Origin of the sequence: Qipengyuania xiapuensis, assembly GCF_019711395.1 — a bacterium.
Taxonomy (GTDB): domain Bacteria; phylum Pseudomonadota; class Alphaproteobacteria; order Sphingomonadales; family Sphingomonadaceae; genus Qipengyuania; species Qipengyuania xiapuensis.
In genome coordinates this window covers 307137-331629 of sequence record NZ_JAIGNL010000001.1, presented here as the reverse complement: position 1 = coordinate 331629, position 24493 = coordinate 307137, and the positions used below count along the sequence as shown (strand labels likewise).

Genomic DNA, 24493 nt, shown 5'->3' with positions numbered 1-24493 from the left:
TCAGGCTACACCCTTGATGATGCCATCCAGAACAATGAGAATGATGTTGATGAGAATTATCACCACAAGCGGTGAGAAGTCGATTGCCCCGGTATTTGGCATGAAGCGCCGAACTGGCTTAAATATCGGGTCCAGCAATCGGTTAATGGCTTCGTAGAAGCTCATCAGAAATTCGTTGCGACCGACCACGTTGAACGCGAACAACAGACCAATAATAAATTGGATGATAACCAGCATGATAAGCACGCTGCCCAGCATCGAAATGATGTCATAAAGTGTGGCTAGAGCTTGCATTGATCCCGTCTCTCTAAGGGGGCAGTCCCGTGAAGTGCGGCTCTACTAGAGCAGGCCGCCTCCCGCCACCCCTAAGCCGCGCTTATCAGTGTACCGGCGCCGCGCTGGGTGAAGAATTCGAGCAGCATCGCATGCGGCACGCGCCCGTCGAGCACGACCGCCGCCTCGCAGCCTGCTTCGACCGCATTCACGCAAGTCTCGAGCTTGGGGATCATCCCGCCGCTGATCGTGCCGTCTTCGCGCAGCTTGGCGATGTCGGCAGGCGTGAGGTCGGTAAGAAGCTTACCCTGCTTGTCGAGGACGCCGCTGACGTCGGTGAGCAGCAACAGGCGAGCAGCTCCCAGCGCCGCCGCGAGCGCGCCCGCCATGGTGTCGGCGTTGATGTTGTAGGTATGGCCCTCCGCATCGCTGCCGATCGGCGCGATCACAGGGATCATGCCGGCTGCCGTCGCGGTCTCGATGATGGTCGTGTCGACCGCGCTGGGCTCACCCACGAAGCCGAGGTCGAGCGCCTTCTCGATATTGCTCTCAGGGTCCTTGGTCGTGCGTTCGACCTTGCGGGCCGTCACCAGCCCGCCGTCCTTGCCCGAAAGGCCGACTGCCTTGCCGCCGGCGCGCGCGATCGAGCCGACGATCGACTTGTTGATCGCACCCGAAAGGACCATCTCGGCGACCTCTGCCGTCGCCTTGTCGGTCACGCGCAGGCCGTCGATGAACTTCGTTTCGACACCCAATTTCTCGAGCATGGCCCCGATCTGCGGACCGCCGCCATGGACGACGACCGGGTTGATGCCGACTGCCTTCAGCAGCACGACGTCCTCGGCAAACTCGCGCGCGGCATCCTCGTCGCCCATCGCGTTGCCGCCGTATTTCACCACGAAGCTCTTGCCCGCATATCGCTGGAAATAGGGCAAGGCCTCGATCAGCGTCTGCGCCTTGTTGCTGACGTCGCTCAAATCCATCTTCCCGCTATCCGCCTTTCAATCTCTGCGGTGGTCCAACTGCGCGTTAGCCCGCGGTGGCCCTGCGGGAAAGCCAAACATCTGTTCGCCACCGCATAGGTGCGCTAGGGATCCGGCATGAGATCTGCCCTCGCCATCCTCGCCGCGTTGCCACTGGCAGCCTGTTCCACCACGCCCGAAGTGCCCGCGCTTCCCGCCTCACAGGAGGCGTTCTGGGACGCGCTGCAAAGCCATTGCGGCAATGCCTATCGCGGCAGCCTTGCAAGCAGCGACGCACGCGACAGCGACTGGCAGGGCCGCGCGATGATCGCGCATTGGGCCGAATGCAGCGATACGCGCACGGCAATCGCCTTCCATGTCGAGGCAGCAGACGGCAGCGGCTGGGACCGCTCGCGTACCTGGCTCATCTCGCGCACCGGCGGTGGACTTCGCCTCAAGCACGATCACCGCCACGAGGACGGCGAAGAAGACGCGGTCACGCAATATGGCGGCGACACGCTCTCGACCGGCACCGCGCGCGTTCAGGATTTCCCCGCCGATGCATTCTCGATCGCGCTGTTCGAGCGTGAAGGGCTCGATGCCTCGCTGACCAACGTCTGGCGCGTCGAAGTCGACCCGGCCGGGGAAAGCGGCGCAAAATTCGCCTACCAGCTTACTCGCCGCAACGACCCGACGCGGCTGTTCCGCGTCGAATTCGATGCGTCACGGCCATTGCCCGCTGCGCCGCCGCCTGCCTGGGGGTGGTGAGCGAAGCCCCTAGTCGTCGAAGCCGTATTGCCGGCGCACTTCGGCGGCCTGCTCATCCGACATGTAATCGAGCATGACCCGCACGGTGTAGTAGCCGTGCGCCTTGCCGACTGCATCGACATAGCCCCAGTCGCTGATATCGGAGAGCGCGACGCGGACCGGATCGCCGTAGCTCCATCCCTCGGCATGCGGATTGTTCGCCAGCCGTCCGGTCACGTATTCACCATCGCGCGCGACATCGAGAACCCAGATGTGCTCATAGCCTTCAAGCGGGAACTTGAAGGTGATGTTCGTTGCGCCGACGGGCGGATTTTCGACCACGGCCAGCCACTTTGCACTGGTCGCCCGCGCCTCGGCTGTCGCCTCGTTCATGCGCGCATCGGTGGTCTCCACGGCGATGACCGGATCGCCCTCGGGCCGCTGTTCCTGCGCCGAAAGCGATACGGGAGACAGCGCTAGCGCCAGCGCGGCGGCTGCAAGACGCGGCCGCATCACTCGGGCTTCCCGCCGGTGATGCCGTAACCTTCTACGGCCTCGTTCTCGACGTAGCCGGCGTGGTACATGTCCATGTGGATCGTGCGTTCGGCCGGTTCGCTATCGGCGCAGGTCACCACATAGGCATCGACGATGTTGCCGAAGGGTCCCATGCCGACATTGCCCGCGCGGGTGAACTCCGGGCGCGACAGATCGGCGCAGCGCAGGCGCGAGAGATAGGCGCGCTGGCCCTGCGGACGCGAAGCGCGCACGGGGTTCTTCTTCGAGCCAAGCGGATGCTGCGCTGCCTCGGCCAGCGCCTTGTCGAGTTCGCCGCCGCTGACAGCCGATTCCCCGGCGAGCATGCGGGCGAGATAGAAGTCCGTATTGGCATCGGTCTGAGGCGCGACGGTGGTGACGCATCCGCCCAGCGCCATGGCCGAAAGCGACGCGACAAGCGCGTGGTGAAATTTCATGACAGTCCTCCCTGTTGCCAATGGCTTAACGGGTCGGAAGCCTGCCCGCCAGAGCTTTTGATACAGGGGAACGAGCCGCTATTCGGTGGCCGGTGGATATCGCGGCGCGGGGCCGTGATCGAGGCTCAGGCTTTCAAGCAGGCGGAAGCGCCCCTCACCCGGCATCCATTGCCAGATGTGCAGGTAGCGCGCGCCGCCGGTCTGCACCCAGCCGATCTCTTCGCCGCGCCATTCGTGGAAGGTGTGATACGCCTCCTCGAGCGCGCCCCATTCGCCGAGCTTGCCGATCGTACGGCTGCCGGGGACGAGCAGGCGCCTGTTCTTGTACCCCTCGTTCGGCTGGCCCGGTTTGCGACTGTCGCAATTCTTGCGAGCCTGCCCGATGAACTCCTCCGCGCTCGATGCGGGCAAGCCGACGAGATCGTGGATCATGCGAAAGTCGGGATGAAGCATCGGCGCGACCATGTCGGGATCGCAAGCTTCGAAGAACCCCCAGAACAGCTTTGCATCGTTCGCCTCGATGCGCGCCGTCATCTCTTCGCCGACAGGCATGGGTAGAGGCACTTCGGCCACTGCGGGCGCGGCCTGGGCAAGCAGGATTGCGGCTAAGGCGGACATCACTCTCTCCCTTGGTGTATGGTCTGAATAATACACCAATCGCACGGGTCAAGCCCTGCGTTTTACCTTTGCTCCCAAATGACTTACACTCGCCGTCACCGCATTTTCCGGGAGGGACAGCATGGCCGACGACAGAAGCAATCTCGAAGGTGACCGCGTACGCCTGGGTACCCAGCCGCCGCCGGTCGAGGAACGTCGCCGCCCACCGCAGCCGTCACAAGGCTTCGATGCCAACCGGCCGACCATCGTCTCGATCCTCTATCTCGCCAGCTTCGTGACCGGCATCACCGGCCTCATCGGCATCGTTCTCGCCCACGTATGGCAGGGCGAAAACGACGAGGAATGGATGGCCTCGCACTACAGCTACCTGATCAGGACATTCTGGTACGCATTCCTCGCAGGCATCGTCGCGACGCTGCTCAGCATCGTGTTCATCGGGCTGCTGATGTTCCCGATCATCGCGATCTGGTTCGGCGTGCGCAGCGTGATGAGCCTGATGAAGGCCCAGCGGCGCGAGCCGATGCCCGACCCCCAGACCCTGCTCTTTTAGGACAGCCCGGCAGGCGTGCCCGGCTAACCCGCGCGCGCGTCGATTTCCGCTGCCAGCGAAGCGTAGTCAGCGTGGCCGGTCACCGGCTCGACGCGCTCTGCCCACATGCGGTCGATCTCTGCGGCAATCGCCTCGGGCACGGACTTCTTGTCGCTGCCGGCCGCCTGCACCTTGGTGGAATCGCTCGAGGCCGGAATGCCCAGCTTCTCGTCCATCACGGCGCAGACCATCGCATCGTCGAACCGGTCCTTGTACTCATGCATGAACTCGCGCGAGGTGCTCGCAGCGACGGCGGCGACATCCTCCTCGTTCAGGTCCAGCCCCAGGAAACCGGCCATCCTGCGGATCATCGCGGGCTGGTTCTTCGCCGCCCAGCGATAGGTGACGAGCAGCGTGTCGTCCTCGTCGCGGCGCGCGTACCAGCTCAGCAGGTGGGTGAAATAGTCGCATCCGCCCGGCCCTCCGCCGAGCCATAGGGGCATGAATTCTTCGAGCGGGATCGCCCCGCTTTCGAGGTGCCAGCCATCGAAGAACCGGTGCATCGAGACGAAGGTCTCGTGCGGGTCGCGGAGCGTCACGATATAGCGCGATCCCGCCGGAAGCCGCTCGTACTCGCGGTGACTCTTGAAGCCGCGCGGGTGGGCCCGCTGGGACGCGTTCATGTCCATGTCGAGGATCGTTGCCGTATCCTCCCACGGCGTCATCCGGCTGATGTCGTCGAAGTCCATGTCGGTCTTGCCGGTGGCGGCGACCATTCGCAGCTGGTGGAACATCTGCTGCGTCATCGTGGTGCCGCTCTTGGCCCAGCTGGTGATGTAGACATCGCCGTCCTGCGGCGTGACCGCATGCCGCGGGGCGGGCTCGGTCAGCCCGGCCAGCGCCCCCATGTTCGCTCCGAATTCTTCAAGGTTCCGCGCGCGGCGGCCGACTCCCAGCACCATATGTCCCTCCCGGACGTGGCGCGACCCGTCGACCCTGCACGCGCAGTGTTAGCAAGGCAGGGGTCGGGAGGGAAGCGCGCCCCTATTCGGCGCCTTCGGCACCTTCTTCCGGCACCGGGGTCATCGGCGTGTCGGGCGTGTCGACCGGCACCGCATCGGGATCTTCCTCGGTAACGATCAGCTCGCCGCCGCTCATGTCTTCCGCATCGGCTTCATAGGTCGGCTCCTCGGCCTCGCCGCCACAGGCAGCCAGCGCGAGTGCCGCACCGAGCGGCAGGATGGAACGGGCGATTGTGTCGAGTTTGGTCATGACCACTTCTCCTGTGAGGCAGGCGACTCCCGCCGATGGACGCGCAGGTTTGCACCTGCAGTGAGGCGATGCAAGCGGGGCGCGCTCAGGCTGCGGTGCGGGCGCGGCTCACGATGGCGGTCAGCTCGTCGAGCAGCTTCAGGCGCTCCTTCTTGAGCGTCTCGAAACGCTCGTCGCTCGCCGCTTCGGTCTCGGCCTCGATCCGGTGCACCTGGCGGTTCACCTCATGATATTCGTCGGCGAGCCGCGCGAAATGCGCATCGGATGCCTTGAGCCGCGTGACGACCTCGCGATCGCGCGCAAAGATCTTCGTCAGTTCGTTCGGCGTGTGCTGCGACATGTAACTTGCCCTTTCCTCTTCAGCTTTCACCGGAGGAATAGGACGCGGGCGCGCATGCTTCATTGCGCTGGATCAAATTTGCGAAACGAATTTGCGAGCATCGCAGCGCAGGCTACTCTTTCCCGCGATGACCAAGGGCAATCGCTTCGGACCGGGAGGGCGGCGCAAACGCGCATGGCGCAGCGGTTCGGATTATCGTCGCCGGCGCAAGACACCGCCGCGGCCGGCACGCTTCGGCAAGCGGAACGGGCAAAGCCCTGGCAGGTCCACTCGTGGTGGCTGGCTCACGGCCGCGTTGGCCCTGGGGCTGGTGCTCGCCGCTGCTTTCTACGAAGACCCCGCAAGTTTCGGGGCGCCCGGCTTCATGCTCGGCGATGCGGAGAGGGTCACTGCAGGCTTCGCGAAATGCGGACGCGGCGACTGGACGGGCGGCACAGCCTGCGTGAGCGACGGCGACACCTTTCGCCTCGCCGGGCGTCGGATTCGCGTGGTGGGGATCGACACGGCGGAGAAAGATGCAAGGTGCCCGGCCGAAGCCATGCTCGCCAACCGATCCACCGAAGCGCTGCTGACCTGGCTCAACCGCGGCCCGTTCGACATGCGCGCGAAAGCCGGAGAGGACCGCGACAAATACGGCCGCGACCTGCGCACCATCAGCCGCACGCAGCCCGATGGCAGTACCGATTGGCTGGCGGATTACATGATCGAGCAAGGCGGCGCTCGCCGCTATCTCGGTGGCTGGCGGGGCAGCTGGTGTTGAGTCCTGCCGCACCCTTGCGGGGAGACGCGCGGAATATGCTACACAGCCCCGCATGATCCAGGTCACCGCGCCCCAGCTTCCGCCCGAGAGCCTGCTTGCAAGGCGGCGCGGGCCGGAGTGTTATCGCGACGCCTTCCGCGCCAGCGTGACGGGAGAGGTCTCGCTGGGCGAATTGATCACCGCCTTCTTCTCGAGCCGCACATTCCTGACCGAGCGCATGGCGCTGCACCTGATCGGACGCGGCGCAGGCCATGCGGAAATCGCCGCGCTCGCCGCGGGCCGGACGGAGCGTTTCGCCGCATGGCAGGTCGAGGCGCGCGAGGAGGACGAGCTCCTGATGCACGATTTCCTCGACAAGACCTGCTGCTGGTTGGCGGTGTCCTCGCGCGGGGCAGACGGCGCGCTCGACGGGCCGCTACCGGTGCCGGAGACGGGCCGGACCTACATCTGGTTCGGCACCGCCGTCCGCGAATTCGAGGGCCCGATCGTCAGCCGCCTGAGAGGCGCCCACCGCTGGTACGCGAGGCACCTGCTGGAGGCAGCGGCGCGGCGATTGGGCTGAGGCGCGATCGCCGATCTTACCGGGACTCACGCACGACGCATCTGAAACCGATATGCGTGGTCGAGCTGTCCACGGCCTGGCCCTGGCGCGCAGCAGGGCGATAGCGGCGACAGTAGTTCTCGGCACACAGGTGTGAGCCGCCCTTCACCACTCGTCTCGGCAAGGTGTTTGCGGGATCGCGACGGTCGATACTCTCGTGCTTCAATGCGCCGCGCGGATTGTCGATCGTACAACATGCCTGCCCGCGCTTGATGGGCAAACGCGGTTGGCCGTACCAGTCCTTGGTCCATTCCCAGACATTGCCGATCATGTCGTAGAGGCCGAAATCGTTCGGCGGGAACTGCCTTGCGGGACTGGTGCCGAAGAAGCCGTCTTCGAGCGTGTTCTGCGTGGGAAAGGTGCCTTGCCAGTAGTTCGCCAGCATCACACCGGCTGGCGCCAGTTCTTCGCCCCACTGGTAGTCCCGCTGCTCGTGCCCACCGCGTGCGGCGAACTCCCACTCCGCCTCGGTCGGCAAGGACTTTCCTGCCCATTTCGCGTAAGCCGCAGCGTCCTTGTACGACACGTGCACGACCGGATGGTCCATCCTCTCTTCGATACTGTCTCCGGGGCCGAATGGCTGTCGCCAGAAAGCGCCGAACTCAAATCGCCACCAGTAATGATGGTCTGCGAGCGAGCCGCCCTCTTCGGTGGGTGCAAATACCAGCGATCCGGCCCGCGCCATCTCGGCCGGCATGCCGGGATACAGCTTGGGATCGGGAGGAATCTCGGCCTCGGTGCGATATCCGGTCGCATCCACGAAGGCCTTGAATTGCCGGTTGGTTATCGGCGTTTCGTCTATCCAGAAGGGCGAAATGCGCACGCGCCGAACCGGCGCCTCTTCCGGATAGAACCGGTCCGACCCCATGGAAAATTCCCCACCTCCTAGCCTGATCATGCCTTCCTTCGAGACGGCAGATCGCTTGTGCGTGGGCATTATAATACCTTCGGGGCTGAAAAATTGCACTCGCTCATTCTAGCAAGGACTTGATGGAGCAAGTGCAGCTGCGCCTAAATAGTGGCTATCCCTCAGAAGACAATATGCCTTTTTTTGATATTTACTTGAGAAATGCTTCGTGCAATCGCACGGGAAAGTTCAGGGGTGACGGGGGTTATGGGTCGCAAAATCTTGCGCTGCGCGAGCGTACTCGCGCTGGCGGCATTCACTTCTTCGTGTGGTGGAGAGGAGAGCGGCTCGGCTCCGCCTCCCGTACAGTCAGTCGTGCCGGAGCCGAGCCCGACGCCATCGCCTTCTCAAAGGCCGCTCGCGATCAACCAGGTTGGCGGCCTGCAAAACGTGCTGGTCATCATGGTTGACGATTTGCGGACGGAGGTCGGCGCCTACGGGAGTCCGGTTGCCCGCACTCCGCATATCGACCAGCTCGCCAGAGAGGGCGCAACCTTCGACAACGCCTACGTCTCGTTCGCGGCCTGCACCCCCTCGCGCATGTCATTCCTGACAGGGCGACGCCCCACCCCCGACGATATCGCGCTGCGTGATGGCTTTACCGTCAATCGTACCTTCAGCGATGGGGTTACGCTGCCGGATCTGTTCAAGGCCCAAGGGTTCAGGACGTTGTCTTTCGGCAAGGTCTATCACTACGAACGAGACGATGCCGATGCATGGAGCGAACGTTTTGCTTCAGCCGAGGTCCCTTTCCTGACGCAGCATGGCTTCCGCGACGCAGAGGGGAAAATGACCACCCCCACTCATGTCTGGAACGGAAGCTCCCCCTTACCGGACGAAATCAACGTAGCAGCTGCGACAAATGCCATGGCCAAGTTCGCGGCCCAACCTGAGCGGCTTTTCATGGCCGTGGGCATCCATCGGCCGCATCTCAACTGGATCGCTACGGAGACGGACTGGGCATCCTATAACTCGACCATGCTGCCGCGAGTGGTGAACCCGGAGGGGCAAATCGGCGCTCCGCCATACGCGATGCCGATCAACAGCGAGTTCCAAGGCCAGCTGCAGCTAAGGGACTTTGGCAATGACATTCCCGAGGACGTCGCCGTGAACCTGCGCCATGGATACATGGCGTCGGTGACACATGCGGATCGGATGGTCGGCCGGCTACTCGAAGGGCTCAGAGAGGCGGGGCTCGACCACAACACCGCCGTCATCCTGTGGAGCGATCATGGCTACCGGCTCGGCGACAATGGTCGCTGGGGCAAATGGTCTGTGCACACGCTCGACACCCGCGTGCCGCTGATCATGCGCGTGCCCACGCTCACGAAGCCCGGGCGAAGGGTGCAAGCGGTGGTGGAGACGGTCGATCTCTTCCCGTCGATCGCCGACCTGATGGGGCTGACCCCTCCGGAGACGGCCATAGGCAGGTCCGTAAAGCCGTTGCTTGAAGGAGCCGTGCCCGGCTGGAGGAACGTCGCGCGGTCCTTTACCGTTCGGCCAGTCCCGGAAAACCCGCTGCTTGGCGACGCGGTCAACACCGCACGATTCCGCTATACGGTCTGGACCGACAAGACTGGCAAGGTCCTGAGCCGCGAGCTCTACGACAAGGAAATCGATCCCGACGAATCGATCAACCGTATCGATGATCCCGGCTACACGGATGTCGTTGGCTGGCTCGAGTCCCTGCGGGTCTGAACCGAAGCCTTCGCGGCAGAGGAATTACTCCGCCGCGACAGCCCCTTCGCCGTCTTCGAACAGGCCCGGACCGTCGGTCTCGGCTTCTTCCTCGTTCGCGGCCTTGGCCTTCTGGCGCTTGTCGAAGCTCGACCAGACGGTGTTCCAGTCGCCCTTGGTCGCGCCCTTCGAATATTCGGTCGCGCGGGTTTCGAAGAAGTTGGCGTGCTCCACGCCGTTCAGCAGCGGGGCGAGCCAGGGCAGCGGGTGGTCGTCGATCATGTAGATCGGCTGCATGCCCAGCTGGCCGAGGCGCCAGTCGGCGATGTAACGGATGTATTTCTTGATGTCCTTCGCCGTCATGCCCGACACGGGGCCCATTTCGAAGGCGAGGTCGATGAAGTTGTCTTCGAGACGCACCGTCTTCTGGCAGATGTCGACGATGTCTTCCTTGACCGCCTTGGTCAGGCAGTCACGCTCGCGCACGAACTCGTGGAACATGCGGATGATGCCTTCGCAGTGAAGGCTTTCGTCGCGCACCGACCAGCTGACGATCTGGCCCATGCCCTTCATCTTGTTGAAGCGCGGGAAGTTCATCAGCATCGCGAAGCTGGCGAAGAGCTGCATGCCCTCGGTGAAGGCACCGAACATGGCGAGCGTGCGGGCGATGTCCTCGTCGTTGTCGACGCCGAACTGCTGCATGTAATTGTGCTTGTCGGCCATTTCCTCGTACTCGAGGAAGGCGGAATATTCGCTTTCCGGCATGCCGATCGTGTCGAGCAGGTGGCTGTATGCCGCGATGTGCACCGTCTCCATGTTGGAGAAGGCGGTGAGCATCATCTTGACCTCGGTCGGCTTGAACACGCGGCCGTACTTGTCGTGGTAGCAATCCTGCACCTCGACGTCGGCCTGGGTGAAGAAGCGGAAGATCTGCGTGAGCAGGTTGCGCTCGTGCTCGGTGAGCTTCTGCGCCCAGTCGCGGCAGTCCTCGCCGAGGGGAACTTCCTCCGGCATCCAGTGGATCTGTTGCTGGCGCTTCCAGAATTCATAGGCCCACGGGTATTCGAAGGGCTTGTAGGTCTTTCTGGCTTCGAGCAACGACATCTTGTGTCTCCGGCGTTTGTGTTCAGCGACTCATATAGGGAATCAGAAGCCGGAATCGAAGGCAAGAGGTAATGATTCGGCGGGGATAAGAATGGATAAGTTTTTTTGCCTGCGTGGCGCGGCTGCACGCGAATCTCCCGAACCCGCCCGAAGCATGCGACGAACGGTGGAACACGAGCCCGCTCCGGCCCGTTGATCTGGCAAAGGAGTTTGAAAAAATGGGCGAATACGCACCCGAAGACCAGCGCACGATCCACAAGAATGCCGGGCCCGAGCAATCGATGAGCAACTGGCACGAAATCGAAAAGAGCGAACGCCAGCGCCAGCACGAGCAGCAGGAAGAGCAGTCGCAGCAGGGCGAGGCCCAGCGCGGTTACGGTAACGCGCGCAACGAAGACGGCCAGATGGAACAGGACATCGCGACCGCCAGCCTTGGAGAGCAGCCGCTTGCGCAGGGCGATGCCTCGATGAACACCGCGCAGCCGGGCGAGATATCCTCGCGTCCCGACGAGCGCGCTGCGGCCGATGCCAACAGGCCGCTAGGCTCGAGCTGACCCACACGAGTTTCACAGTACGGGGCTAAGCGGACTTGTCCGGTTTTCCCCTTTTGCGGGCAAGTCTCGCAACCCCGGCGCCCCGTCCGTAAAAAGGCGGGGCGTCAATCTGTTCGGGCCCCGAAATCAATAGCCGAATGTGAAGACCACCAGCGCGATCACGCACAGCATGGCCATCGCCGCAAGGAAGCCGACCTTCGCCTCGGGCGGGACATCGTAGCCGCCCGGGCCCGAGTAATCCTCTTCGCCTTCTTGCTCAGGCTCGCGCGACTGGGCGAACCACATCGCGGCCGCGATCGCCGCCGGCAGGAGCACAAGGTCGTTTTCGGCGACGGTATCGACGAGCACGACGGGAAGGAACAGCTGCAGCGCGCTCTGCAACGAAACCGACAGGACGCGCCCGATCTGGAATGGCTCGGGCCGGGCGCCCTGCTTCCATTCGAGTTCGCGCAGTTCTTCCTGGAGCAGTTCGCCACGGTCGCGGAAGGCGCGATCGATGCGCCATTGCCAGAACCGGTAGGTCAGGTGAGGCCAGCTCTCGATGGTCAGGGCGGCGAGGAAGGCGGCCACAAGCCACCCCCAGCTCCAGCCGGAAATACCGTCCAGAATGTCCAGCACCTGTTCCACCCGATTCCCCCAGTTGGCCGCCGCTCAGAGCCGCACGAAGGACCGTGCATGAGCTTCGACGAAGCGTGGACCAATACCCTCGATTGCCCGTTGATAAGGTATAAGCAACGCAAAACAAAAGGGTTTTACATGTTTGAGAAGCTACGCATCAAGGAACACATGGAAGTCGCCAACTGTGAAGGTCTCCACGTCGGGACCGTCGACGAAGTGAAGGACGACGCCATCAAGCTGACCAAGTCGGACAGTTCGGACGACATGCACCATTTCCTTTCGCTGGATGACGTCGAGAAGATCGACGACAACCGCATCTACCTGAAGGAAGGCGCACGCATTCCCGAAGGTCTCGGCAACAAGGCAGTCATGGAAGACGCCTAGGCCGGTCTAGCCGGAATTCTTCCGGCCACGAAAAAGCCCCGCTCTCCAGATCGGAGGGCGGGGCTTTCGCTTTGTCTCGGCCAGATTACTGGCAGGCGAGGCATTCCTCGTAATCGGTCTGCTCTGCAGCGAGTTCGTACTTCGCTGCATCGGCCGTGTTGTCTGCCTCGACACCGCCGGCGAAACCGGCGCGTTGCACCGACTTCGAGCGGAGGTAGTAGAGCGACTTGATGCCCTTCTCCCACGCCTGGAAGTGCAGCATCATGAGGTCCCACTTGTCGACGTCGGCCGGGATGAAGAGGTTCAGCGACTGCGCCTGGTCGATATAGGGCGCGCGATCGCTGGCGAATTCGAGCAGCCAGCGCTGGTCGATCTCGAAGCTGGTCTTGAAGGTCGCCTTCTCTTCCGGCGTCAGGAAGTCGAGGTGCTGGACGCTGCCGCCCTTTTCGAGGATCGAGTTCCAGATCGCGGTCGAGTTCTTGCTCTTCTTGTCGAGCAGCTTTTCCAGGTACGGGTTCTTCACCACGAAGCTGCCCGAGAGCGTCTTGTGGGTGTAGATGTTCGCCGGGATCGGCTCGATGCAGGCGCTGGTGCCGCCGCAGATGATCGAGATCGACGCGGTCGGCGCGATCGCCATCTTGCAGCTGAAGCGCTCCATCGCGCCCATTTCTTCCGCGTCGGGGCATGCGCCGCGTTCCTTGGCGAGCATCATCGATGCTTCCGAAGCCTTGCCCTGGATGTGCTTGAACATCTTCAGGTTCCAGACCTTGGCCATCGGGCTTTCGAAGCCGATACCCTTCTGCTGGAGGAAGGAGTGGAAGCCCATCACGCCGAGGCCGACGCTGCGCTCGCGCGATGCGGAGTACTTGGCGCGGGCCATCTCGTCGGGTGCACGGTCGATGTAGTCCTGCAGGACGTTGTCGAGGAAGCGCATGACGTCCTCGATGAATTGCTTGTCCTCGTTCCACTCGTCCCACTTCTCGATGTTGAGCGAGGACAGGCAGCAAACCGCGGTGCGGTCGTTGCCGAGGTGGTCGATGCCGGTGGGCAGGGTGATTTCCGCGCACAGGTTCGAAGTCGAGACCTTGAGGCCCAGGTCGCGGTGATGCTTGGGCATCATGCGGTTCACCGTGTCCGAGAACACGATGTAGGGCTCGCCCGTGGCGAGGCGCGTTTCGACCAGCTTCTGGAAGAGGCCGCGAGCGTCCACCGTCTTGCGGACGCTGCCGTCCTTCGGGCTGACGAGGTCGAATTCCTCACCGTTGCGGACCGCTTCCATGAAGGCATCGGTGACAAGCACGCCGTGGTGCAGGTTCAGCGCCTTGCGGTTGAAGTCGCCCGAGGGCTTACGGATTTCGAGGAATTCCTCGATCTCCGGATGGGTGATGTCGATGTAGCAGGCAGCCGAGCCGCGGCGCAGCGAACCCTGCGAGATGGCGAGCGTCAGCGAGTCCATAACGCGGACGAAGGGAATGATGCCGCTGGTCTTGCCGTTGAGGCCGACCGGCTCGCCGATGCCGCGGACATTGCCCCAATAGGTGCCGATGCCGCCGCCCTTCGAGGCAAGCCACACGTTTTCGTTCCATGTGCCGACGATGCCGTCGAGGCTGTCGGAGACCGAGTTGAGGTAGCACGAAATCGGCAGGCCGCGCGTGGTGCCGCCGTTCGAAAGAACGGGCGTTGCGGGCATGAACCACAGCTTCGAGATGTAGTCGTAGAGGCGCTGCGCGTGCTCGGCGTCGTCGGCGAAATAGTCGGCGACGCGCGCGAACAGGTCCTGATAGGTTTCGCCGGGCAGCAGGTAGCGGTCTTCGAGCGTTTCCTTGCCGAACTCGGTCAGCAGGTCGTTGCGGCTGTCGTCCGTCTTCACGTCGAAGCGGCGATCGAGAACCTTCTTGCTGTCATCTTTGGCAGCGGCGGCCTTGGCGACTTCCGCCATTGCACCTGCCATCGCTTCGCCGGCCTTCTCGGCGACGAGCTCTTCGCTGCCCTTGTCGTTCTTTTCCATGGCCACTGCCTTTTCCGGCTTCTTTTTCGCCTTCGCGGGAGCGGTATCTTCGACAGTGTCCTGCGTATCCAGATCCAGACCCATCGCCGCTTCGTCTCCGCTCTTGAAATCCATCGTTAGCCCCGCCGTTTGTTTGTTCGCCAATTCCGTCCGAACGAGCAGGTCTGCGCCCCCGCCAATCCGCCTGTATCGAGTCGGCGAGAACCTCCCCCCGCCTAGCATCGAAAGCCTTGGGAGAGGTCGAAAACTTATCCAGTTTTCTCCACAGACTTAGGGCCGAATCCGCCTTCACCCCGATATGGGGAGGAAAGGTGAAATCGCTAGGTCTTGTAGGTACCCCCAGGCAACCGACCACTAGATACTGAATCAGACGTCGAATCTGCGCAAGAGGGTCAACGCGATTTTAACTGCTCTGCGAAGCGGAAGCGGGGGGTGTATGATAATGATGCAACGCAGCGACGCGTGGACCAAGCTGGCTTTGCGAGATCGCAAGCCCAAAAATGAATCAGTGAAAAAATTTTTGCGTGCACAATCGGGCTCGCGAGACTTGTGAATCAATCGAATCGGGACGGGAAATTTTCTTGCCCGCGCGCTGTTCCGCTTGCGGAGAGGCGACGCAAAAACTCCGGCGCCGAACCCTGCCCGCAGAGAATCAGGGTCGACGCCGGAGCGGTCCCGACCGGGGGAGGCCGGGATAGGCAGCGGCTTCAGGAACCGGGCTTGCCGGCAGGCACGCTGCCAAGCGCAAGGATGAGACGCTCAGCCGGGCTCGAGGCGATACGTGCGGCTTCCTCCTCAGCCAGCTGTTGGTTCAGCTTCTTCATCGACCATGTGTTGTCGGCGAAGATGATATTGGCCTGGTAGACCTGGTCATCCGCAATGCTGGCAGGTGCCTCGTCGAGCGTGCGCAGGTTGCGAACGGCATGCACGGCGACGCGGTCGAGCCGTCCGTCACCCGATTCCCGGTAGATGCGGAGGTTCTCGGGAGTGCCCTCTTCATCGGTCTGGAAACGCACGATGGTGATGCCGTTGCCGCCGGAAACTCCGCGGAAGTCGGCCGAGCGATCAAGCTGGCGAGTGAGGTCACGAGAGACCTTCTCGACCATCTTGTCGACTTCAGCCGCCGGGGTAACGACGATCTGGGATGCTGCAGGTACCGCGAGGACAGCTGCGCTGACAGCGGTAGCGAGCGAGATTGCTAAGATTTTTGACATTGTGATCATCCTTTTCAAAACAAAGAGATGATCGGCCGCAGAAAGTTCGCTTAGAAACGCGACAGTCCATTATGATCGTTCAGCGATGACCTCATTGGTCGATCGGATCCTACCGACTGCGGGTCCGCCAGGATCTGCATTTTTGATGCGCCTGCGACAGGGTGTTGTCAAATAAGGCAGGAAAATGTGTCGCGACCCTACAATATTGAAATCCCCAGCCCCCAACTTGTAATAAAAGTACGGAGGGGCTTTGAGCGAATTGCCGGCGCAGGGAGCAAGATTTCCGCGGCCGGCAATCGACTCAAAGCGTGCAACGATCGTTGCTCGTCCCCTTCGTCGAGTGACACAAACGCTCGTCGATTTGCGTCGTCAGTTCGTCGCCATGCGGGCGTGCCCGGCAATATCGGAGGCCAGCGTGTCGACCAGTTCGAGCGGCAGGTCGTGACCCCAGCCTGGGATCGTTTTCAACTTGGCACCCGGAATACATTCGGCCGTTTCTCGCCCGCCTTCGCAGGGAACGAGCGGATCGTCCTCGCCGTGCAGAACGAGCGTCGGCACCTCGACCTTGCGTAGCATCTCGCGGCGGTCGCCGTCGGCAACGATCGCCGAGAGGTGGCGCGTGGGCCCTTCGGGATAGAAGCTGCGCCGTACGCTGGTGAGAGTGCGTTCGCGCAAGCGCTCCTCGTCCGAGGGATAGCCCGGCGAACCGATCGTGCGCGCAAGCATCACGCCATGATCTACCAACACGTCTTCCTCGTCGCTCTGCGGGCGGGTAACCAGCGCCTGGAGCGCTTCCTTGCGCGCGGCCGGCAGCTTGGGATTGCCGGTAGTCGAGAAGATCTGGGTGTAGCTCAGGCACCTGTCGGGATAGCTCGCCGCAACGTGCTGGCCGATCATCCCGCCCATGCTGGCTCCGACGATATGTGCTTTCTCGATCTCCAGAGCGTCGAGCACGCCGATCCCGTCCGCCGCCATGTCGGCGAGCGTGTAGGGGACCTTAGGGGTAAGCCCGATCTTCGACATCAAGGTCATCTTGACGAGGCCGGGCGCCTTCACGCCGTGGAACTTGTGGCTCAGGCCGATGTCGCGATTGTCGTAGCGGATGACGCGGAAGCCCTCTCCGGCCAGCGCCTCGACCAGTTCGTCGGGCCAGAGGGTCAACTGCGCGCCGAAACCCATGATCAGCAGCATGGCCGGATTACCCGGGTCGCCGTGCTCTTCATAATGGATGTCGATCCCGTTGGCCTTCACCTGCGGCATTTCGCGTCTCTCCCTGTTTGCCCTGTGCGTTTCCAATAGGCACGAGTTCGCAGGCCTTGTCCACTCCGGACAGACGCAGGCGCGGAGCCCGTCATTAAAGTAAACAACAAGTAAACAACCGACTTTCTATTGTCGGTAATCTCCAATTCATCGGACACCCGGCAGATATACTCTATCTCGTCGGAGGAAGGGTCCAGGAAATGGGGTTGGAAGATCGCAGGCAGGCGGAGCGTTTTCCGACGCGCGATGTCGTGCGGATCATCATCGGCGGCGTCGAGGTGGAAGCCGCAATGCGCAACCTCTCGACGGCGGGCTGCATGGTCGAATGCAGCGATATCGAGGTTTCCGTCGGGCAGATCTGCGAACTCCAGCTGCATCCGGGCTTCCCTGCGAGCGGCCGTGTCGCATGGCAGCTGGGCGAGGCGCTGGGCATCTCGTTCCACCAGCCGGTACCCAAGGGCATAGTGAGCGGATACGCGCTGGACGACTGGCACCTCAGGCGCGCCTAGCCTCGCAAGAGAATTCGACCCAATTAAAAGCGGTCCAAACCAATAACTTGGAGTGTGAAACAAGTAAAAGGTTAACGTCTCAGTAACTTATGGCGGGTTTTTGCAATAAATCTTCAATCTTGTTCGGTAGATGCAGCGGGACCATTGCGGAGGGTTGCACATGGAACAGCGTCAAAGCGAAAGACTGCCGGTGGCAGGCAGCATCGTCTGCGATCTGGCCGGCAATGTGTCCGAGACGCAGCTCTGCGATCTCTCGCCGCACGGGTGCAAGCTTGCCCACACCGACCCTGCGATCGCGGAAGGTGTCACGCTCGGCCTGACGCTTGTGGGCGACATCGAGATTGCAGGTACGGTGCGGTGGATTTCGGGCGAGCATGCGGGGATCGAGTTTCGCGAGCCGCTCAGCCAAGCCGCAGTGCTCTATTTCGCCCTGCCGGATATGAAGCCGCTGGGCGATATTTCGACGACCGACGGCTTCGGACGTCGCCTTCCGCCTCTCAGCCAGGCAATCCAGCGCGAGGCCTCTTAGCTCAAAGGACCTGCGCGCGCATGATCGGCCCCTAGGGGACGAGGACGGTATCGCGCGCGATGCTGTCCGTTTCGGGATAGTCGAGCGTGAAGTGCAGGCCGCGGCTCTCTTCGCGCTTGAGGGCACTGCGCACGATCAGCCCGGCGCAATCGAGCAGGTTGCGCAGCTCGATCAGATCGGTCGTGACGCGGAAGCTGCCGTAATAGTCCTCGACCTCCTGCCGCATCATCTCGATCCGGTTTCCTGCCCGCTCGAGCCGCTTGGTCGTGCGCACGATGCCGACATAGTTCCACATGAAGCGGCGGATCTCGGTCCAGTTCTGCTTGATGACCACTTCCTCGTCGGAATCGGTCACGCGGCTCGCGTCCCAGGGCAGGATTTCGGGCGGGTCGTCGAGCTGGTCCCAGCATTCGAGGATGTCGTCGGCTGCCGCCTCTCCGAAAACGAAACACTCCAGCAGCGAGTTCGAAGCGAGGCGGTTGGCTCCGTGAAGCCCGCTTTCTGTGCATTCGCCCGCGGCCCAAAGGCCCGGCAGGTCGGTCTTCGCATCGAGGCCGATCTTCACGCCGCCGCAGGTGTAATGCTGCGCGGGCACGACGGGGATCGGTCCCTTGGTCATGTCGATCCCGAGGCCCATCAGCTTCTCGTGGATCGTGGGGAAGTGCTGCTTCACGAACTCGGGCGGCTGGTGACTGATATCGAGATGGACAAAGTCGAGCCCGTAGCGCTTGATCTGGTCGTCATTGGCGCGCGCCACGATGTCACGCGGGGCAAGCTCCATGCGTTCCTTGTCGTATTGCTCCATGTAGCGCTCGCCCGTGACCGGGTTGAAAAGCCGTCCGCCCTCGCCGCGAACCGCCTCCGTGATGAGGAAGTTCTTGACCTCGAGATTGTAGAGGCAGGTCGGGTGGAACTGCATCATTTCCATGTTCGAGACGCGCGCGCCGGCACGCCAGGCCATGGCGATCCCGTCGCCCGTCGCCCCGCGCGGCGCCGTACTGAAAAGGTAGACGCGGCCTGCTCCGCCAGCGGCCAGAACGGTGGCGCGCGCCACATGGGTGACGACCTCGCCCGATTCCTCGTCGAGCGCATAGGCGCCCCACACGCGGCCCGAGCCCGAATATTCCTTCTGGTTGCGTCCGGTGATGAGGTCGATGCAGCTCTGGTGCGGTAGCAGCGTGATGTTCGGGTTTTCCTCTGCCGCCTTCAGCAGCGCGGCCTGCACCGCCCAGCCGGTCGCGTCGTTCACATGCACGATGCGGCGGTGCGAATGCCCGCCCTCGCGCGTGAGATGCAGGTCGCCCTCCTCGCGGTTGAACGGAACGCCGAGTTCGCACAGCCGGTCGATCGCCTTGGGCGCACGCTCGATCACGAATTCGACCGTTTCGAGATCGTTGAGGCCAGCGCCTGCCACCATCGTGTCGCGGATGTGGTTCTCGAAGGTGTCGCCTGCATCGAGGACGGCGGCGATCCCGCCCTGCGCCCAGGCAGTGGAGCCGCTCGTCAGTTTGCCCTTGGCGAGCACGAGCACCTTCTTGCTTTGTGCAAGCTCGAGCGCCGCGGTCAGTCCTGCGGCCCCCGATCCGATGACGAGGACGTCGTGTGCGTGGTCTGTCATGCCAGCGTCATGCCGATCCAATCATCACGCGGCAAGCAGAGAACGATTCGCCGAAATTGCAGTTAACGCTGCCCTAACGCGCGCTATCGCCCGACTCGACAGGGACAGGGACTAAACAAGGGTCGCAAATAAAATGAGGATGGGACTTCTCGCCTGCGCTTTCGGGCATCACCGGGTCGATTCAACCAATATGCGCAAGGCCGGCGGCATGCATGTCGGCAAATGCAAGTGCTGCAGGGCACCGATGGAAGAGGTCGAGCCGCATGTCTGGGAAGTGCTGCGCGTAAAGGACGCAGGGCTCGGCCCGCGCACTTTCGTTTGACCGATTGACAGTTCCGGCGCGGCTCAGCCTGCGCCGGTCAACTGCACGAAAACGTCTTCGAGGTCGGCCTCGCGCGTCGTGACGTCCTCGATCCCGTATCCATGGCTTTGGACGAGCGCAAGCACCTGCCCGGCGCTCGCCTTGTCGCGGTCATAGGTGATGTCGAGCCGGCGCGGCTCGACGACCTCGGCCTTGAGGAAGGCCTCCTCCATGATCGGACCGCCCAGGTCCTTGTCGACGCTCACCGAAACAATCTTCTCGCGCGCCATGCCGACGAGTTCGCGGGTCGGCTTGTTGGCGATAAGTTCACCGTGATTGATGATGGCGATCCGGTCGCACAGCTGCTCGGCCTCTTCGAGGTAGTGCGTGGTCAGAACGACCGTCACACCCTCGGCATTGAGTTCTTGCACGAGCTCCCACAGCTGCCGGCGCAATTCGACGTCGACCCCGGCGGTCGGCTCGTCGAGTACGAGGATCGGCGGTGAATGCACCATGGCCTTGGCAATCAGCAGGCGGCGTTTCATCCCGCCCGACAGCGTGCGGGCATAGGCATCGCGCTTGTCGGCAAGATGCACTGCGGCGAGCAGTTCCTCGCTGCGGCGGTCGGCCTTGCCGATGCCGTAGAAACCGCCGACATTCTCCAGCACCTCGTAAGGCGTGAAGAAGGGATCGAAGACGATCTCCTGCGGGACGATCCCGATCGAACGCTTCGCATTGCGCGGCTGCTCGTCGATGTCGAAGCCCCAGATCTCCGCGTTGCCACTGGTCTTGCGCACGAGGCCGGCGAGGATGTTGATCAGCGTCGACTTGCCCGCGCCATTGGGGCCGAGCAGTCCGAAGACGCCGCCCTGCGGCACGTCGAAGCTCACGCCTTTCAATGCGAGCTTGCCCTCGTCACCCTTGCCGTTGGGCGCATAGCGTTTGACGAGATTGTCGATCCGGATTGCTGGCGGAGTGCTCATGCGAGTGCCCTAGGCGCTTGAGCGGTTCGACAAAACCCATTATCGGCGCTCTCCATGAGTCTGCCTCCTCCCGAAGTGTCCAAGGTCACCACGCGCCGCGTGTGGTGCGACGGTGCGACCGATATCCGCACCGGCAAGAATTATCGCGCTGCTGCCCTGGGTCATCCCAAGGTGTACCTGCAGATCGACGAGCACGGCTATGTCGATTGCGGCTATTGCGATCGTCGCTTCGTCCTCGAAGGCGGCCCGGCCGACGGCGTCGACCAGTCGACGCTCATGGATATTTCCGAAGGCGGCGATCCCGGCCACCGGTAAGCGCGGTCCCTAGGGCCTCGCCAAGCAGGCCGCGCCTTCCTACATAGGGCGCATGACCGCACCGATCACCGATCCGCTCGCACTCGTTTACGGCAACAAGCTCAGCCCCGAAGAGGCACAGGCGCTCACCCGCAAGCTGCTGACGCCCTGCGATGACGGCGAGCTCTATCTCCAGTTCACCGCATCCGAAGCATTCGGATTCGACGATGGTCGGCTGAAGACCGCCGACTATTCGCGCGATTCGGGTTTCGGCTTGCGCGGTGTTTCGGGCGAGACCACCGGCTTTGCCCATGCCAACGAGATCAGCGCCGCCGCTATCCAGCGTGCGGGCGAGACGCTGAAGCTGCTCGATGCGACGCAAAGCCCGCTCGCCGCACCGCCCGAGCGGACCAACCGCCACCTCTACACCGACGCCTGCCCGCTCGACCTCGTTCCGTTCGAGGAAAAGGTCGCGCTCTTGGAAAAGATCGACGCGGTCGCCCGCGCGAAGGACCCGCGCGTAGCGCAGGTGTCCGCCAGCCTGCTCGCCAACTGGAGCGTGGTCGAGATCGTGCGGCCCGATGGCTACACCGCGCGCGACATCCGGCCGCTGGTGCGCCTCAACATCCAGGTGGTCGCCGAACAGAACGGCCGCCGCGAGACCGGCTTCTTCGGCATGGGCGGACGCTATCTCTACGACCGCCTGTTCGACGAAGGCGCATGGATGCGCGCGATCGACGAGGCGGTGCGCCAGGCGCTCGTCAACCTCGACAGCGTGGCCGCGCCCGCCGGCGAACAGACCGTGCTGCTCGGCCCCGGCTGGCCCGGAGTGCTGCTGCACGAGGCGGTCGGCCACGGGCTCGAGGGCGATTTCAATCGCAAGGGCACCAGCGCCTTTTCGGGCCGGATCGGCGAACGTGTCGCCGCACCCGGCGTCACAGTGATCGACGATGGCAGCATGGCCGAACGTCGGGGTTCGCTGAGCATCGACGACGAAGGCACGCCGACCCGCGAGACAGTGCTGATCGAGGACGGCATCCTCAAGGGCTACATGCAGGACCGCCTCAACGCGCGCCTGATGGGGGTCGAGGCAACCGGCAACGGGCGCCGCGAAAGCTACCAGCACGCGCCAATGCCGCGCATGACCAACACCTTCATGCAGAGCGGCAATGACGATCCGGAAGAACTGCTCAGCCGCGTCGACGACGGGATCTACGCCACCAGCTTCGGCGGCGGGCAGGTCGACATCACCAGCGGCAAGTTCGTCTTCGCCTGCACCGAGGCCTACAAGGTCGAGAAGGGCAAGATCGTCGCACCGATCAAGGGCGCCACGCTGATCGGCGACGGGCCCAGCGTCCTCACCCGCGTGACCGGTATCGGCAACGACATGACTCTCGATGAAGGTATCGGCATCTGCGGCAAGGGCGGACAGAGCGTACCCGCAGGCGTCGGCCAGCCGACATTGCTGATCGACGGACTCACCGTGGGCGGCACCGCCTGACCGGGAGAGAGGGGCAACTCATCGCAGGTTCAGGCGTTGTCTGATACATAGTCACCCTGCAATCTGGAGACTCGCCATGATCAAACGCCTTGCCCTTTCGGCCGCAGCCTTCGGCCTTCTCGCCGCTCCTGCCGTACAGGCGGAAGAACCTGCCGAGCAGCCTGCAGAAATGACGAAGGGCGAAAAACGCCTCGCCAAGATGCTAGAGGGCCGCGTGGCCGGCGAGCCGGAGCGTTGCATCCGCACGATCCCCTCGCGCAGCCTCGTCCAGATCGACGATACCGCTTTGGTTTACCGTGCGGGCAAGACAATCTGGGTCAACTATACCAAGACGCCCGATGCGATCGACGATTTCGACTATCTTGTGATCCGCAAGTTCTCGGCCTCGCAGCTGTGCCGGACCGACCAGGTCGAGACATACAGCCGCGCCGGCCATTTCTTCTCCGGCGTCATCTTCCTCGACGATTTCGTGCCCTATCGCCTCCCCGACGCGGAAGGCTGATCGACCCGAAAGCGGTTATCCCTTGGGCTTGAGTAGTTTCTCGGGCCGGATACGCTGTGCCTCGCCGAACAGGCCGTAGGTCTTGTTGACGTAGTTCGACACATCGATAATCGAATCGAGATACTTCGTAAGCTCGTCGGTCATTTCCTGCTCGACCAGGCGCACATGCGCGCCGGGGTTCTCGGTCTCGAAATGGACGTAGAACCAGGGCTCGCCGCGCTTAAGCCTGAGCGGCTTCGACAAATCGTACCATTCGAAAGCCCAGGCGAGCGGCCTCGGCCAGATATGGATCGGATAGCGTCCGCCCATTGCGACGCCCGGCCGCCGCTCGGGGAACCAGTGCATATAGGGTTCGGTCTGCGCCACCCAGCAGGGCTCGTCCGCGACGAACACGTAAGGGGCTGTGAACTGCAGGATCGGCCGTTCGGGATGGCGCCACTCGTTCGGCGGCTGGAGCTGGAAAAGGTTCGCGCGCCCCTGCGGCCGCATCGGCGACTGGTCACCGTCGGCATCGGTCAGTTGGAGCCGGCCCTGCGCATCGCGCACGAAGGCGAGGTTGATGTCGACCGGGCACGGAATGATGAAGTGCCGCCGGTCGAAATCGATAGCCGCGGGACAGGCCTGGATCGATTTGGCGCTCTTCGCCTTGGGATCGCTCCTGCTGAATGACTGTGGCGGCCCCCAGATGGCATCGCTCTTGCCGAACCTTACGGTCCAACCGACCGTGACGGTACGTTTCTTGCCCCGGCCTTCGGCCTCTGCCCCGCCTGCATCCGCAGCGAAATAATCATCCCAACTCATGCGCCTTGGCTTAGCTGTGCCCCATAGAACTCGCAATGCCTTGCGACCGGGCAACGCTCGCATTTCGGTGCGCGTGACGTGCACACCTTCTTGCCGAACTGGATGAGCCAGAAATGCCCGTCCGCCAGCGCCCAGTCGGGCGAGCGCGCCTCTAGCTGTTCGGCCGTCTTTTCAGCGGTCTTGGCGTCGGTCAGACCGATACGGTTGCACACCCGGTGCACATGCGTGTCGACCGCGATCACGTCTTTCCCGAAAGTGAAACTCATCACGATGTCGGCGCATTTGCGGCCGATGCCGGGGAGGCTCATCAGCCCTTCGCGCGTGTCCGGCACCACCCCGCCATGCTCACCGATCAGCGCCTCGCAGAAGCGGCGGATGGAGCGGGTCTTGTTGTTGTAGAGACCGCAGGGCTTGATCGCGGCGGCGATGTCGCGGTCATCCAGCTCCAGCATTTCCTCCGGCGTCGCTGCCTGCGCGAAAAGCGCGCGGCTGGCCTTGGCCGTGTTCCGGTCGAGCGACTGGGCCGACAGCATGCAGGAGATGCAGGAACGAAAAGCATCGGGCTGGCCCTTCGGTCCCTTGGCGCCGCGTGTACGCCCGGGCATCTCGCGCGCGAGGATGCGATAGACTTCGTCGACCTGTTGCGCGTCCAGCAT

Annotated in this window: 31 protein-coding genes; 13 read left to right on the top strand and 18 right to left on the bottom strand. The window is 63.0% G+C overall.

The annotated features are described in order from the left end of the window. Nucleotides 1–294, bottom strand: coding sequence for a YggT family protein (locus tag K3163_RS01695; protein ID WP_221427086.1), 294 nt, complete (start codon nucleotides 292–294; stop codon nucleotides 1–3). Nucleotides 295–365: 71 nt separating this feature from the next. After that, nucleotides 366–1250 carry an acetylglutamate kinase gene (gene argB, locus K3163_RS01690; protein WP_247712432.1) on the bottom strand — a complete coding sequence of 295 codons (885 nt, stop codon included), beginning with the start codon at nucleotides 1248–1250 and terminating at the stop codon, nucleotides 366–368. Between the two features lie 123 nt (nucleotides 1251–1373). On the opposite strand from argB, the gene K3163_RS01685 reads away from it, so the two are divergent. Continuing rightward, nucleotides 1374–2003 (top strand): hypothetical protein, encoded by a 630-nt coding sequence (locus K3163_RS01685; protein ID WP_221551381.1) that lies wholly within the window; start codon nucleotides 1374–1376, stop codon nucleotides 2001–2003. A gap of 9 nt (nucleotides 2004–2012) precedes the next feature. On the opposite strand, the gene K3163_RS01680 is transcribed toward K3163_RS01685, so the two are convergent. The 3 genes from K3163_RS01680 to K3163_RS01670 all read right to left on the bottom strand — a co-directional run bounded on the left by K3163_RS01680 (nucleotide 2013) and on the right by K3163_RS01670 (nucleotide 3571). Further along, nucleotides 2013–2495 carry a YegJ family protein gene (locus K3163_RS01680; RefSeq protein ID WP_247712519.1) on the bottom strand — a complete coding sequence of 161 codons (483 nt, stop codon included), beginning with the start codon at nucleotides 2493–2495 and terminating at the stop codon, nucleotides 2013–2015. Continuing rightward, on the bottom strand, nucleotides 2495–2953 hold the full coding sequence (locus K3163_RS01675) for a hypothetical protein (RefSeq protein WP_221427090.1): 459 nt from the start codon (nucleotides 2951–2953) through the stop codon (nucleotides 2495–2497). Before K3163_RS01675 ends, K3163_RS01680 begins: the two co-directional genes overlap by 1 nt. A 78-nt stretch (nucleotides 2954–3031) precedes the next feature. Beyond that, entirely contained in the window at nucleotides 3032–3571 is a 540-nt protein-coding gene (locus tag K3163_RS01670; protein ID WP_221551377.1) for a DUF4440 domain-containing protein, read from the bottom strand. Nucleotides 3572–3692: 121 nt separating this feature from the next. On the opposite strand from K3163_RS01670, the gene K3163_RS01665 reads away from it, so the two are divergent. After that, a complete protein-coding gene (locus K3163_RS01665) occupies nucleotides 3693–4121 on the top strand; it encodes a DUF4870 family protein (protein WP_221427092.1) in 429 nt (142 codons plus the stop codon). 23 nt (nucleotides 4122–4144) lie between these two features. Here K3163_RS01665 and K3163_RS01660 read toward each other — a convergent pair whose 3' ends face one another. The 3 genes from K3163_RS01660 to K3163_RS01650 form a co-directional block, all read right to left on the bottom strand. Next, nucleotides 4145–5008: a sulfotransferase domain-containing protein gene (locus K3163_RS01660; RefSeq protein WP_247712431.1), complete on the bottom strand. Its 864-nt coding sequence runs from the start codon at nucleotides 5006–5008 to the stop codon at nucleotides 4145–4147. Nucleotides 5009–5144: 136 nt separating this feature from the next. Next, nucleotides 5145–5372 (bottom strand): hypothetical protein, encoded by a 228-nt coding sequence (locus tag K3163_RS01655; RefSeq protein ID WP_221551365.1) that lies wholly within the window; start codon nucleotides 5370–5372, stop codon nucleotides 5145–5147. A gap of 85 nt (nucleotides 5373–5457) precedes the next feature. Continuing rightward, on the bottom strand, nucleotides 5458–5712 hold the full coding sequence (locus tag K3163_RS01650) for an HP1242/YdcH family protein (protein WP_221551363.1): 255 nt from the start codon (nucleotides 5710–5712) through the stop codon (nucleotides 5458–5460). Between the two features lie 127 nt (nucleotides 5713–5839). On the opposite strand from K3163_RS01650, the gene K3163_RS01645 reads away from it, so the two are divergent. Together K3163_RS01645 and K3163_RS01640 are read left to right on the top strand one after the other, a co-directional pair. Further along, nucleotides 5840–6472 carry a thermonuclease family protein gene (locus tag K3163_RS01645; protein WP_221551361.1) on the top strand — a complete coding sequence of 211 codons (633 nt, stop codon included), beginning with the start codon at nucleotides 5840–5842 and terminating at the stop codon, nucleotides 6470–6472. 52 nt (nucleotides 6473–6524) lie between these two features. Next, a complete protein-coding gene (locus K3163_RS01640) occupies nucleotides 6525–7034 on the top strand; it encodes a hypothetical protein (RefSeq protein ID WP_221551359.1) in 510 nt (169 codons plus the stop codon). Between the two features lie 16 nt (nucleotides 7035–7050). Here K3163_RS01640 and K3163_RS01635 read toward each other — a convergent pair whose 3' ends face one another. After that, complete coding sequence (locus K3163_RS01635; RefSeq protein ID WP_425594716.1) at nucleotides 7051–8010, bottom strand: formylglycine-generating enzyme family protein; 960 nt, start codon at nucleotides 8008–8010, stop codon at nucleotides 7051–7053. A gap of 177 nt (nucleotides 8011–8187) precedes the next feature. On the opposite strand from K3163_RS01635, the gene K3163_RS01630 reads away from it, so the two are divergent. Beyond that, nucleotides 8188–9678, top strand: a complete 1491-nt coding sequence (locus K3163_RS01630; protein ID WP_221551357.1) for a sulfatase — start codon at nucleotides 8188–8190, stop codon at nucleotides 9676–9678. Nucleotides 9679–9702: 24 nt separating this feature from the next. Here K3163_RS01630 and K3163_RS01625 read toward each other — a convergent pair whose 3' ends face one another. Beyond that, nucleotides 9703–10761, bottom strand: a complete 1059-nt coding sequence (locus tag K3163_RS01625; RefSeq protein ID WP_221427099.1) for a ribonucleotide-diphosphate reductase subunit beta — start codon at nucleotides 10759–10761, stop codon at nucleotides 9703–9705. A 218-nt stretch (nucleotides 10762–10979) separates the two neighbouring features. Here K3163_RS01625 and K3163_RS01620 point away from each other — a divergent pair, with 218 nt between their 5' ends. Beyond that, nucleotides 10980–11315: a hypothetical protein gene (locus K3163_RS01620; RefSeq protein ID WP_221551355.1), complete on the top strand. Its 336-nt coding sequence runs from the start codon at nucleotides 10980–10982 to the stop codon at nucleotides 11313–11315. A 126-nt stretch (nucleotides 11316–11441) separates the two neighbouring features. On the opposite strand, the gene K3163_RS01615 is transcribed toward K3163_RS01620, so the two are convergent. Next, nucleotides 11442–11942 (bottom strand): hypothetical protein, encoded by a 501-nt coding sequence (locus K3163_RS01615; RefSeq protein WP_221551347.1) that lies wholly within the window; start codon nucleotides 11940–11942, stop codon nucleotides 11442–11444. 129 nt (nucleotides 11943–12071) lie between these two features. Between K3163_RS01615 and K3163_RS01610 the strand changes: the two genes are divergently transcribed. Further along, entirely contained in the window at nucleotides 12072–12317 is a 246-nt protein-coding gene (locus tag K3163_RS01610) for a DUF2171 domain-containing protein (RefSeq protein WP_221429698.1), read from the top strand. An 85-nt stretch (nucleotides 12318–12402) separates the two neighbouring features. On the opposite strand, the gene K3163_RS01605 is transcribed toward K3163_RS01610, so the two are convergent. The 3 genes from K3163_RS01605 to K3163_RS01595 form a co-directional block, all read right to left on the bottom strand. After that, on the bottom strand, nucleotides 12403–14439 hold the full coding sequence (locus K3163_RS01605; protein ID WP_221551345.1) for a ribonucleoside-diphosphate reductase subunit alpha: 2037 nt from the start codon (nucleotides 14437–14439) through the stop codon (nucleotides 12403–12405). Between the two features lie 593 nt (nucleotides 14440–15032). Continuing rightward, on the bottom strand, nucleotides 15033–15539 hold the full coding sequence (locus K3163_RS01600) for a TonB family protein (protein WP_221427104.1): 507 nt from the start codon (nucleotides 15537–15539) through the stop codon (nucleotides 15033–15035). Between the two features lie 369 nt (nucleotides 15540–15908). Beyond that, nucleotides 15909–16799 carry an alpha/beta fold hydrolase gene (locus K3163_RS01595; protein WP_221551343.1) on the bottom strand — a complete coding sequence of 297 codons (891 nt, stop codon included), beginning with the start codon at nucleotides 16797–16799 and terminating at the stop codon, nucleotides 15909–15911. A gap of 200 nt (nucleotides 16800–16999) precedes the next feature. Between K3163_RS01595 and K3163_RS01590 the strand changes: the two genes are divergently transcribed. Together K3163_RS01590 and K3163_RS01585 are read left to right on the top strand one after the other, a co-directional pair. After that, complete coding sequence (locus tag K3163_RS01590) at nucleotides 17000–17308, top strand: PilZ domain-containing protein (RefSeq protein ID WP_221551335.1); 309 nt, start codon at nucleotides 17000–17002, stop codon at nucleotides 17306–17308. A 160-nt stretch (nucleotides 17309–17468) separates the two neighbouring features. Beyond that, entirely contained in the window at nucleotides 17469–17837 is a 369-nt protein-coding gene (locus K3163_RS01585) for a PilZ domain-containing protein (protein ID WP_221551334.1), read from the top strand. A 31-nt stretch (nucleotides 17838–17868) separates the two neighbouring features. Here the strand turns inward: K3163_RS01585 and nadB are convergent, their stop codons facing one another. Beyond that, nucleotides 17869–19455 carry an L-aspartate oxidase gene (nadB, locus tag K3163_RS01580; protein ID WP_221551324.1) on the bottom strand — a complete coding sequence of 529 codons (1587 nt, stop codon included), beginning with the start codon at nucleotides 19453–19455 and terminating at the stop codon, nucleotides 17869–17871. Nucleotides 19456–19588: 133 nt separating this feature from the next. Between nadB and K3163_RS01575 the strand changes: the two genes are divergently transcribed. Then, entirely contained in the window at nucleotides 19589–19777 is a 189-nt protein-coding gene (locus tag K3163_RS01575; protein ID WP_221427109.1) for a hypothetical protein, read from the top strand. 23 nt (nucleotides 19778–19800) lie between these two features. Here K3163_RS01575 and K3163_RS01570 read toward each other — a convergent pair whose 3' ends face one another. After that, a complete protein-coding gene (locus K3163_RS01570; RefSeq protein WP_221551322.1) occupies nucleotides 19801–20739 on the bottom strand; it encodes an ABC transporter ATP-binding protein in 939 nt (312 codons plus the stop codon). 54 nt (nucleotides 20740–20793) lie between these two features. Here K3163_RS01570 and K3163_RS01565 point away from each other — a divergent pair, with 54 nt between their 5' ends. From K3163_RS01565 to K3163_RS01555, 3 genes are all read left to right on the top strand, one after another. Further along, the gene (locus tag K3163_RS01565; RefSeq protein ID WP_221427111.1) at nucleotides 20794–21054 is read left to right on the top strand and encodes a zinc-finger domain-containing protein; all 261 of its coding nucleotides are present in this window, start codon (nucleotides 20794–20796) and stop codon (nucleotides 21052–21054) included. A 52-nt stretch (nucleotides 21055–21106) separates the two neighbouring features. Next, entirely contained in the window at nucleotides 21107–22534 is a 1428-nt protein-coding gene (gene tldD / locus K3163_RS01560) for a metalloprotease TldD (protein ID WP_221427112.1), read from the top strand. Between the two features lie 76 nt (nucleotides 22535–22610). Continuing rightward, nucleotides 22611–23036, top strand: a complete 426-nt coding sequence (locus K3163_RS01555) for a hypothetical protein (RefSeq protein WP_221427113.1) — start codon at nucleotides 22611–22613, stop codon at nucleotides 23034–23036. A 15-nt stretch (nucleotides 23037–23051) separates the two neighbouring features. Here K3163_RS01555 and K3163_RS01550 read toward each other — a convergent pair whose 3' ends face one another. Together K3163_RS01550 and K3163_RS01545 are read right to left on the bottom strand one after the other, a co-directional pair. Continuing rightward, nucleotides 23052–23837 carry a hypothetical protein gene (locus K3163_RS01550; RefSeq protein WP_221551320.1) on the bottom strand — a complete coding sequence of 262 codons (786 nt, stop codon included), beginning with the start codon at nucleotides 23835–23837 and terminating at the stop codon, nucleotides 23052–23054. Further along, nucleotides 23834–24493, bottom strand: a complete 660-nt coding sequence (locus K3163_RS01545) for an endonuclease III domain-containing protein (protein ID WP_221551318.1) — start codon at nucleotides 24491–24493, stop codon at nucleotides 23834–23836. Before K3163_RS01545 ends, K3163_RS01550 begins: the two co-directional genes overlap by 4 nt.

Excerpts from the sequence above, each read along its gene's own strand:
- K3163_RS01645 (WP_221551361.1), top strand. The coding sequence starts at position 5,840 with ATGACCAAGGGCAATCGCTTCGGACCGGGAGGGCGGCGCAAACGCGCA.
- K3163_RS01595 (WP_221551343.1), bottom strand. The coding sequence starts at position 16,799 with ATGCCGCAGGTGAAGGCCAACGGGATCGACATCCATTATGAAGAGCAC.
- K3163_RS01635 (WP_425594716.1), bottom strand. The coding sequence starts at position 8,010 with ATGCCCACGCACAAGCGATCTGCCGTCTCGAAGGAAGGCATGATCAGG.
- K3163_RS01665 (WP_221427092.1), top strand. The coding sequence starts at position 3,693 with ATGGCCGACGACAGAAGCAATCTCGAAGGTGACCGCGTACGCCTGGGT.
- K3163_RS01575 (WP_221427109.1), top strand. The coding sequence starts at position 19,589 with ATGAGGATGGGACTTCTCGCCTGCGCTTTCGGGCATCACCGGGTCGAT.
- K3163_RS01660 (WP_247712431.1), bottom strand. The coding sequence starts at position 5,008 with ATGGGGGCGCTGGCCGGGCTGACCGAGCCCGCCCCGCGGCATGCGGTC.
- K3163_RS01685 (WP_221551381.1), top strand. The coding sequence starts at position 1,374 with ATGAGATCTGCCCTCGCCATCCTCGCCGCGTTGCCACTGGCAGCCTGT.
- K3163_RS01585 (WP_221551334.1), top strand. The coding sequence starts at position 17,469 with ATGGAACAGCGTCAAAGCGAAAGACTGCCGGTGGCAGGCAGCATCGTC.
- K3163_RS01630 (WP_221551357.1), top strand. The coding sequence starts at position 8,188 with ATGGGTCGCAAAATCTTGCGCTGCGCGAGCGTACTCGCGCTGGCGGCA.
- K3163_RS01655 (WP_221551365.1), bottom strand. The coding sequence starts at position 5,372 with ATGACCAAACTCGACACAATCGCCCGTTCCATCCTGCCGCTCGGTGCG.
- K3163_RS01650 (WP_221551363.1), bottom strand. The coding sequence starts at position 5,712 with ATGTCGCAGCACACGCCGAACGAACTGACGAAGATCTTTGCGCGCGAT.
- K3163_RS01600 (WP_221427104.1), bottom strand. The coding sequence starts at position 15,539 with ATGTCAAAAATCTTAGCAATCTCGCTCGCTACCGCTGTCAGCGCAGCT.
- K3163_RS01620 (WP_221551355.1), top strand. The coding sequence starts at position 10,980 with ATGGGCGAATACGCACCCGAAGACCAGCGCACGATCCACAAGAATGCC.
- nadB (WP_221551324.1), bottom strand. The coding sequence starts at position 19,455 with ATGACAGACCACGCACACGACGTCCTCGTCATCGGATCGGGGGCCGCA.
- K3163_RS01610 (WP_221429698.1), top strand. The coding sequence starts at position 12,072 with ATGTTTGAGAAGCTACGCATCAAGGAACACATGGAAGTCGCCAACTGT.
- K3163_RS01550 (WP_221551320.1), bottom strand. The coding sequence starts at position 23,837 with ATGAGTTGGGATGATTATTTCGCTGCGGATGCAGGCGGGGCAGAGGCC.
- K3163_RS01605 (WP_221551345.1), bottom strand. The coding sequence starts at position 14,439 with ATGGATTTCAAGAGCGGAGACGAAGCGGCGATGGGTCTGGATCTGGAT.
- K3163_RS01625 (WP_221427099.1), bottom strand. The coding sequence starts at position 10,761 with ATGTCGTTGCTCGAAGCCAGAAAGACCTACAAGCCCTTCGAATACCCG.
- K3163_RS01675 (WP_221427090.1), bottom strand. The coding sequence starts at position 2,953 with ATGAAATTTCACCACGCGCTTGTCGCGTCGCTTTCGGCCATGGCGCTG.
- K3163_RS01565 (WP_221427111.1), top strand. The coding sequence starts at position 20,794 with ATGAGTCTGCCTCCTCCCGAAGTGTCCAAGGTCACCACGCGCCGCGTG.
- K3163_RS01670 (WP_221551377.1), bottom strand. The coding sequence starts at position 3,571 with ATGTCCGCCTTAGCCGCAATCCTGCTTGCCCAGGCCGCGCCCGCAGTG.
- K3163_RS01695 (WP_221427086.1), bottom strand. The coding sequence starts at position 294 with ATGCAAGCTCTAGCCACACTTTATGACATCATTTCGATGCTGGGCAGC.
- K3163_RS01570 (WP_221551322.1), bottom strand. The coding sequence starts at position 20,739 with ATGAGCACTCCGCCAGCAATCCGGATCGACAATCTCGTCAAACGCTAT.
- tldD (WP_221427112.1), top strand. The coding sequence starts at position 21,107 with ATGACCGCACCGATCACCGATCCGCTCGCACTCGTTTACGGCAACAAG.
- K3163_RS01680 (WP_247712519.1), bottom strand. The coding sequence starts at position 2,495 with ATGCGGCCGCGTCTTGCAGCCGCCGCGCTGGCGCTAGCGCTGTCTCCC.
- K3163_RS01555 (WP_221427113.1), top strand. The coding sequence starts at position 22,611 with ATGATCAAACGCCTTGCCCTTTCGGCCGCAGCCTTCGGCCTTCTCGCC.
- K3163_RS01640 (WP_221551359.1), top strand. The coding sequence starts at position 6,525 with ATGATCCAGGTCACCGCGCCCCAGCTTCCGCCCGAGAGCCTGCTTGCA.
- K3163_RS01545 (WP_221551318.1), bottom strand. The coding sequence starts at position 24,493 with ATGCTGGACGCGCAACAGGTCGACGAAGTCTATCGCATCCTCGCGCGC.
- K3163_RS01590 (WP_221551335.1), top strand. The coding sequence starts at position 17,000 with ATGGGGTTGGAAGATCGCAGGCAGGCGGAGCGTTTTCCGACGCGCGAT.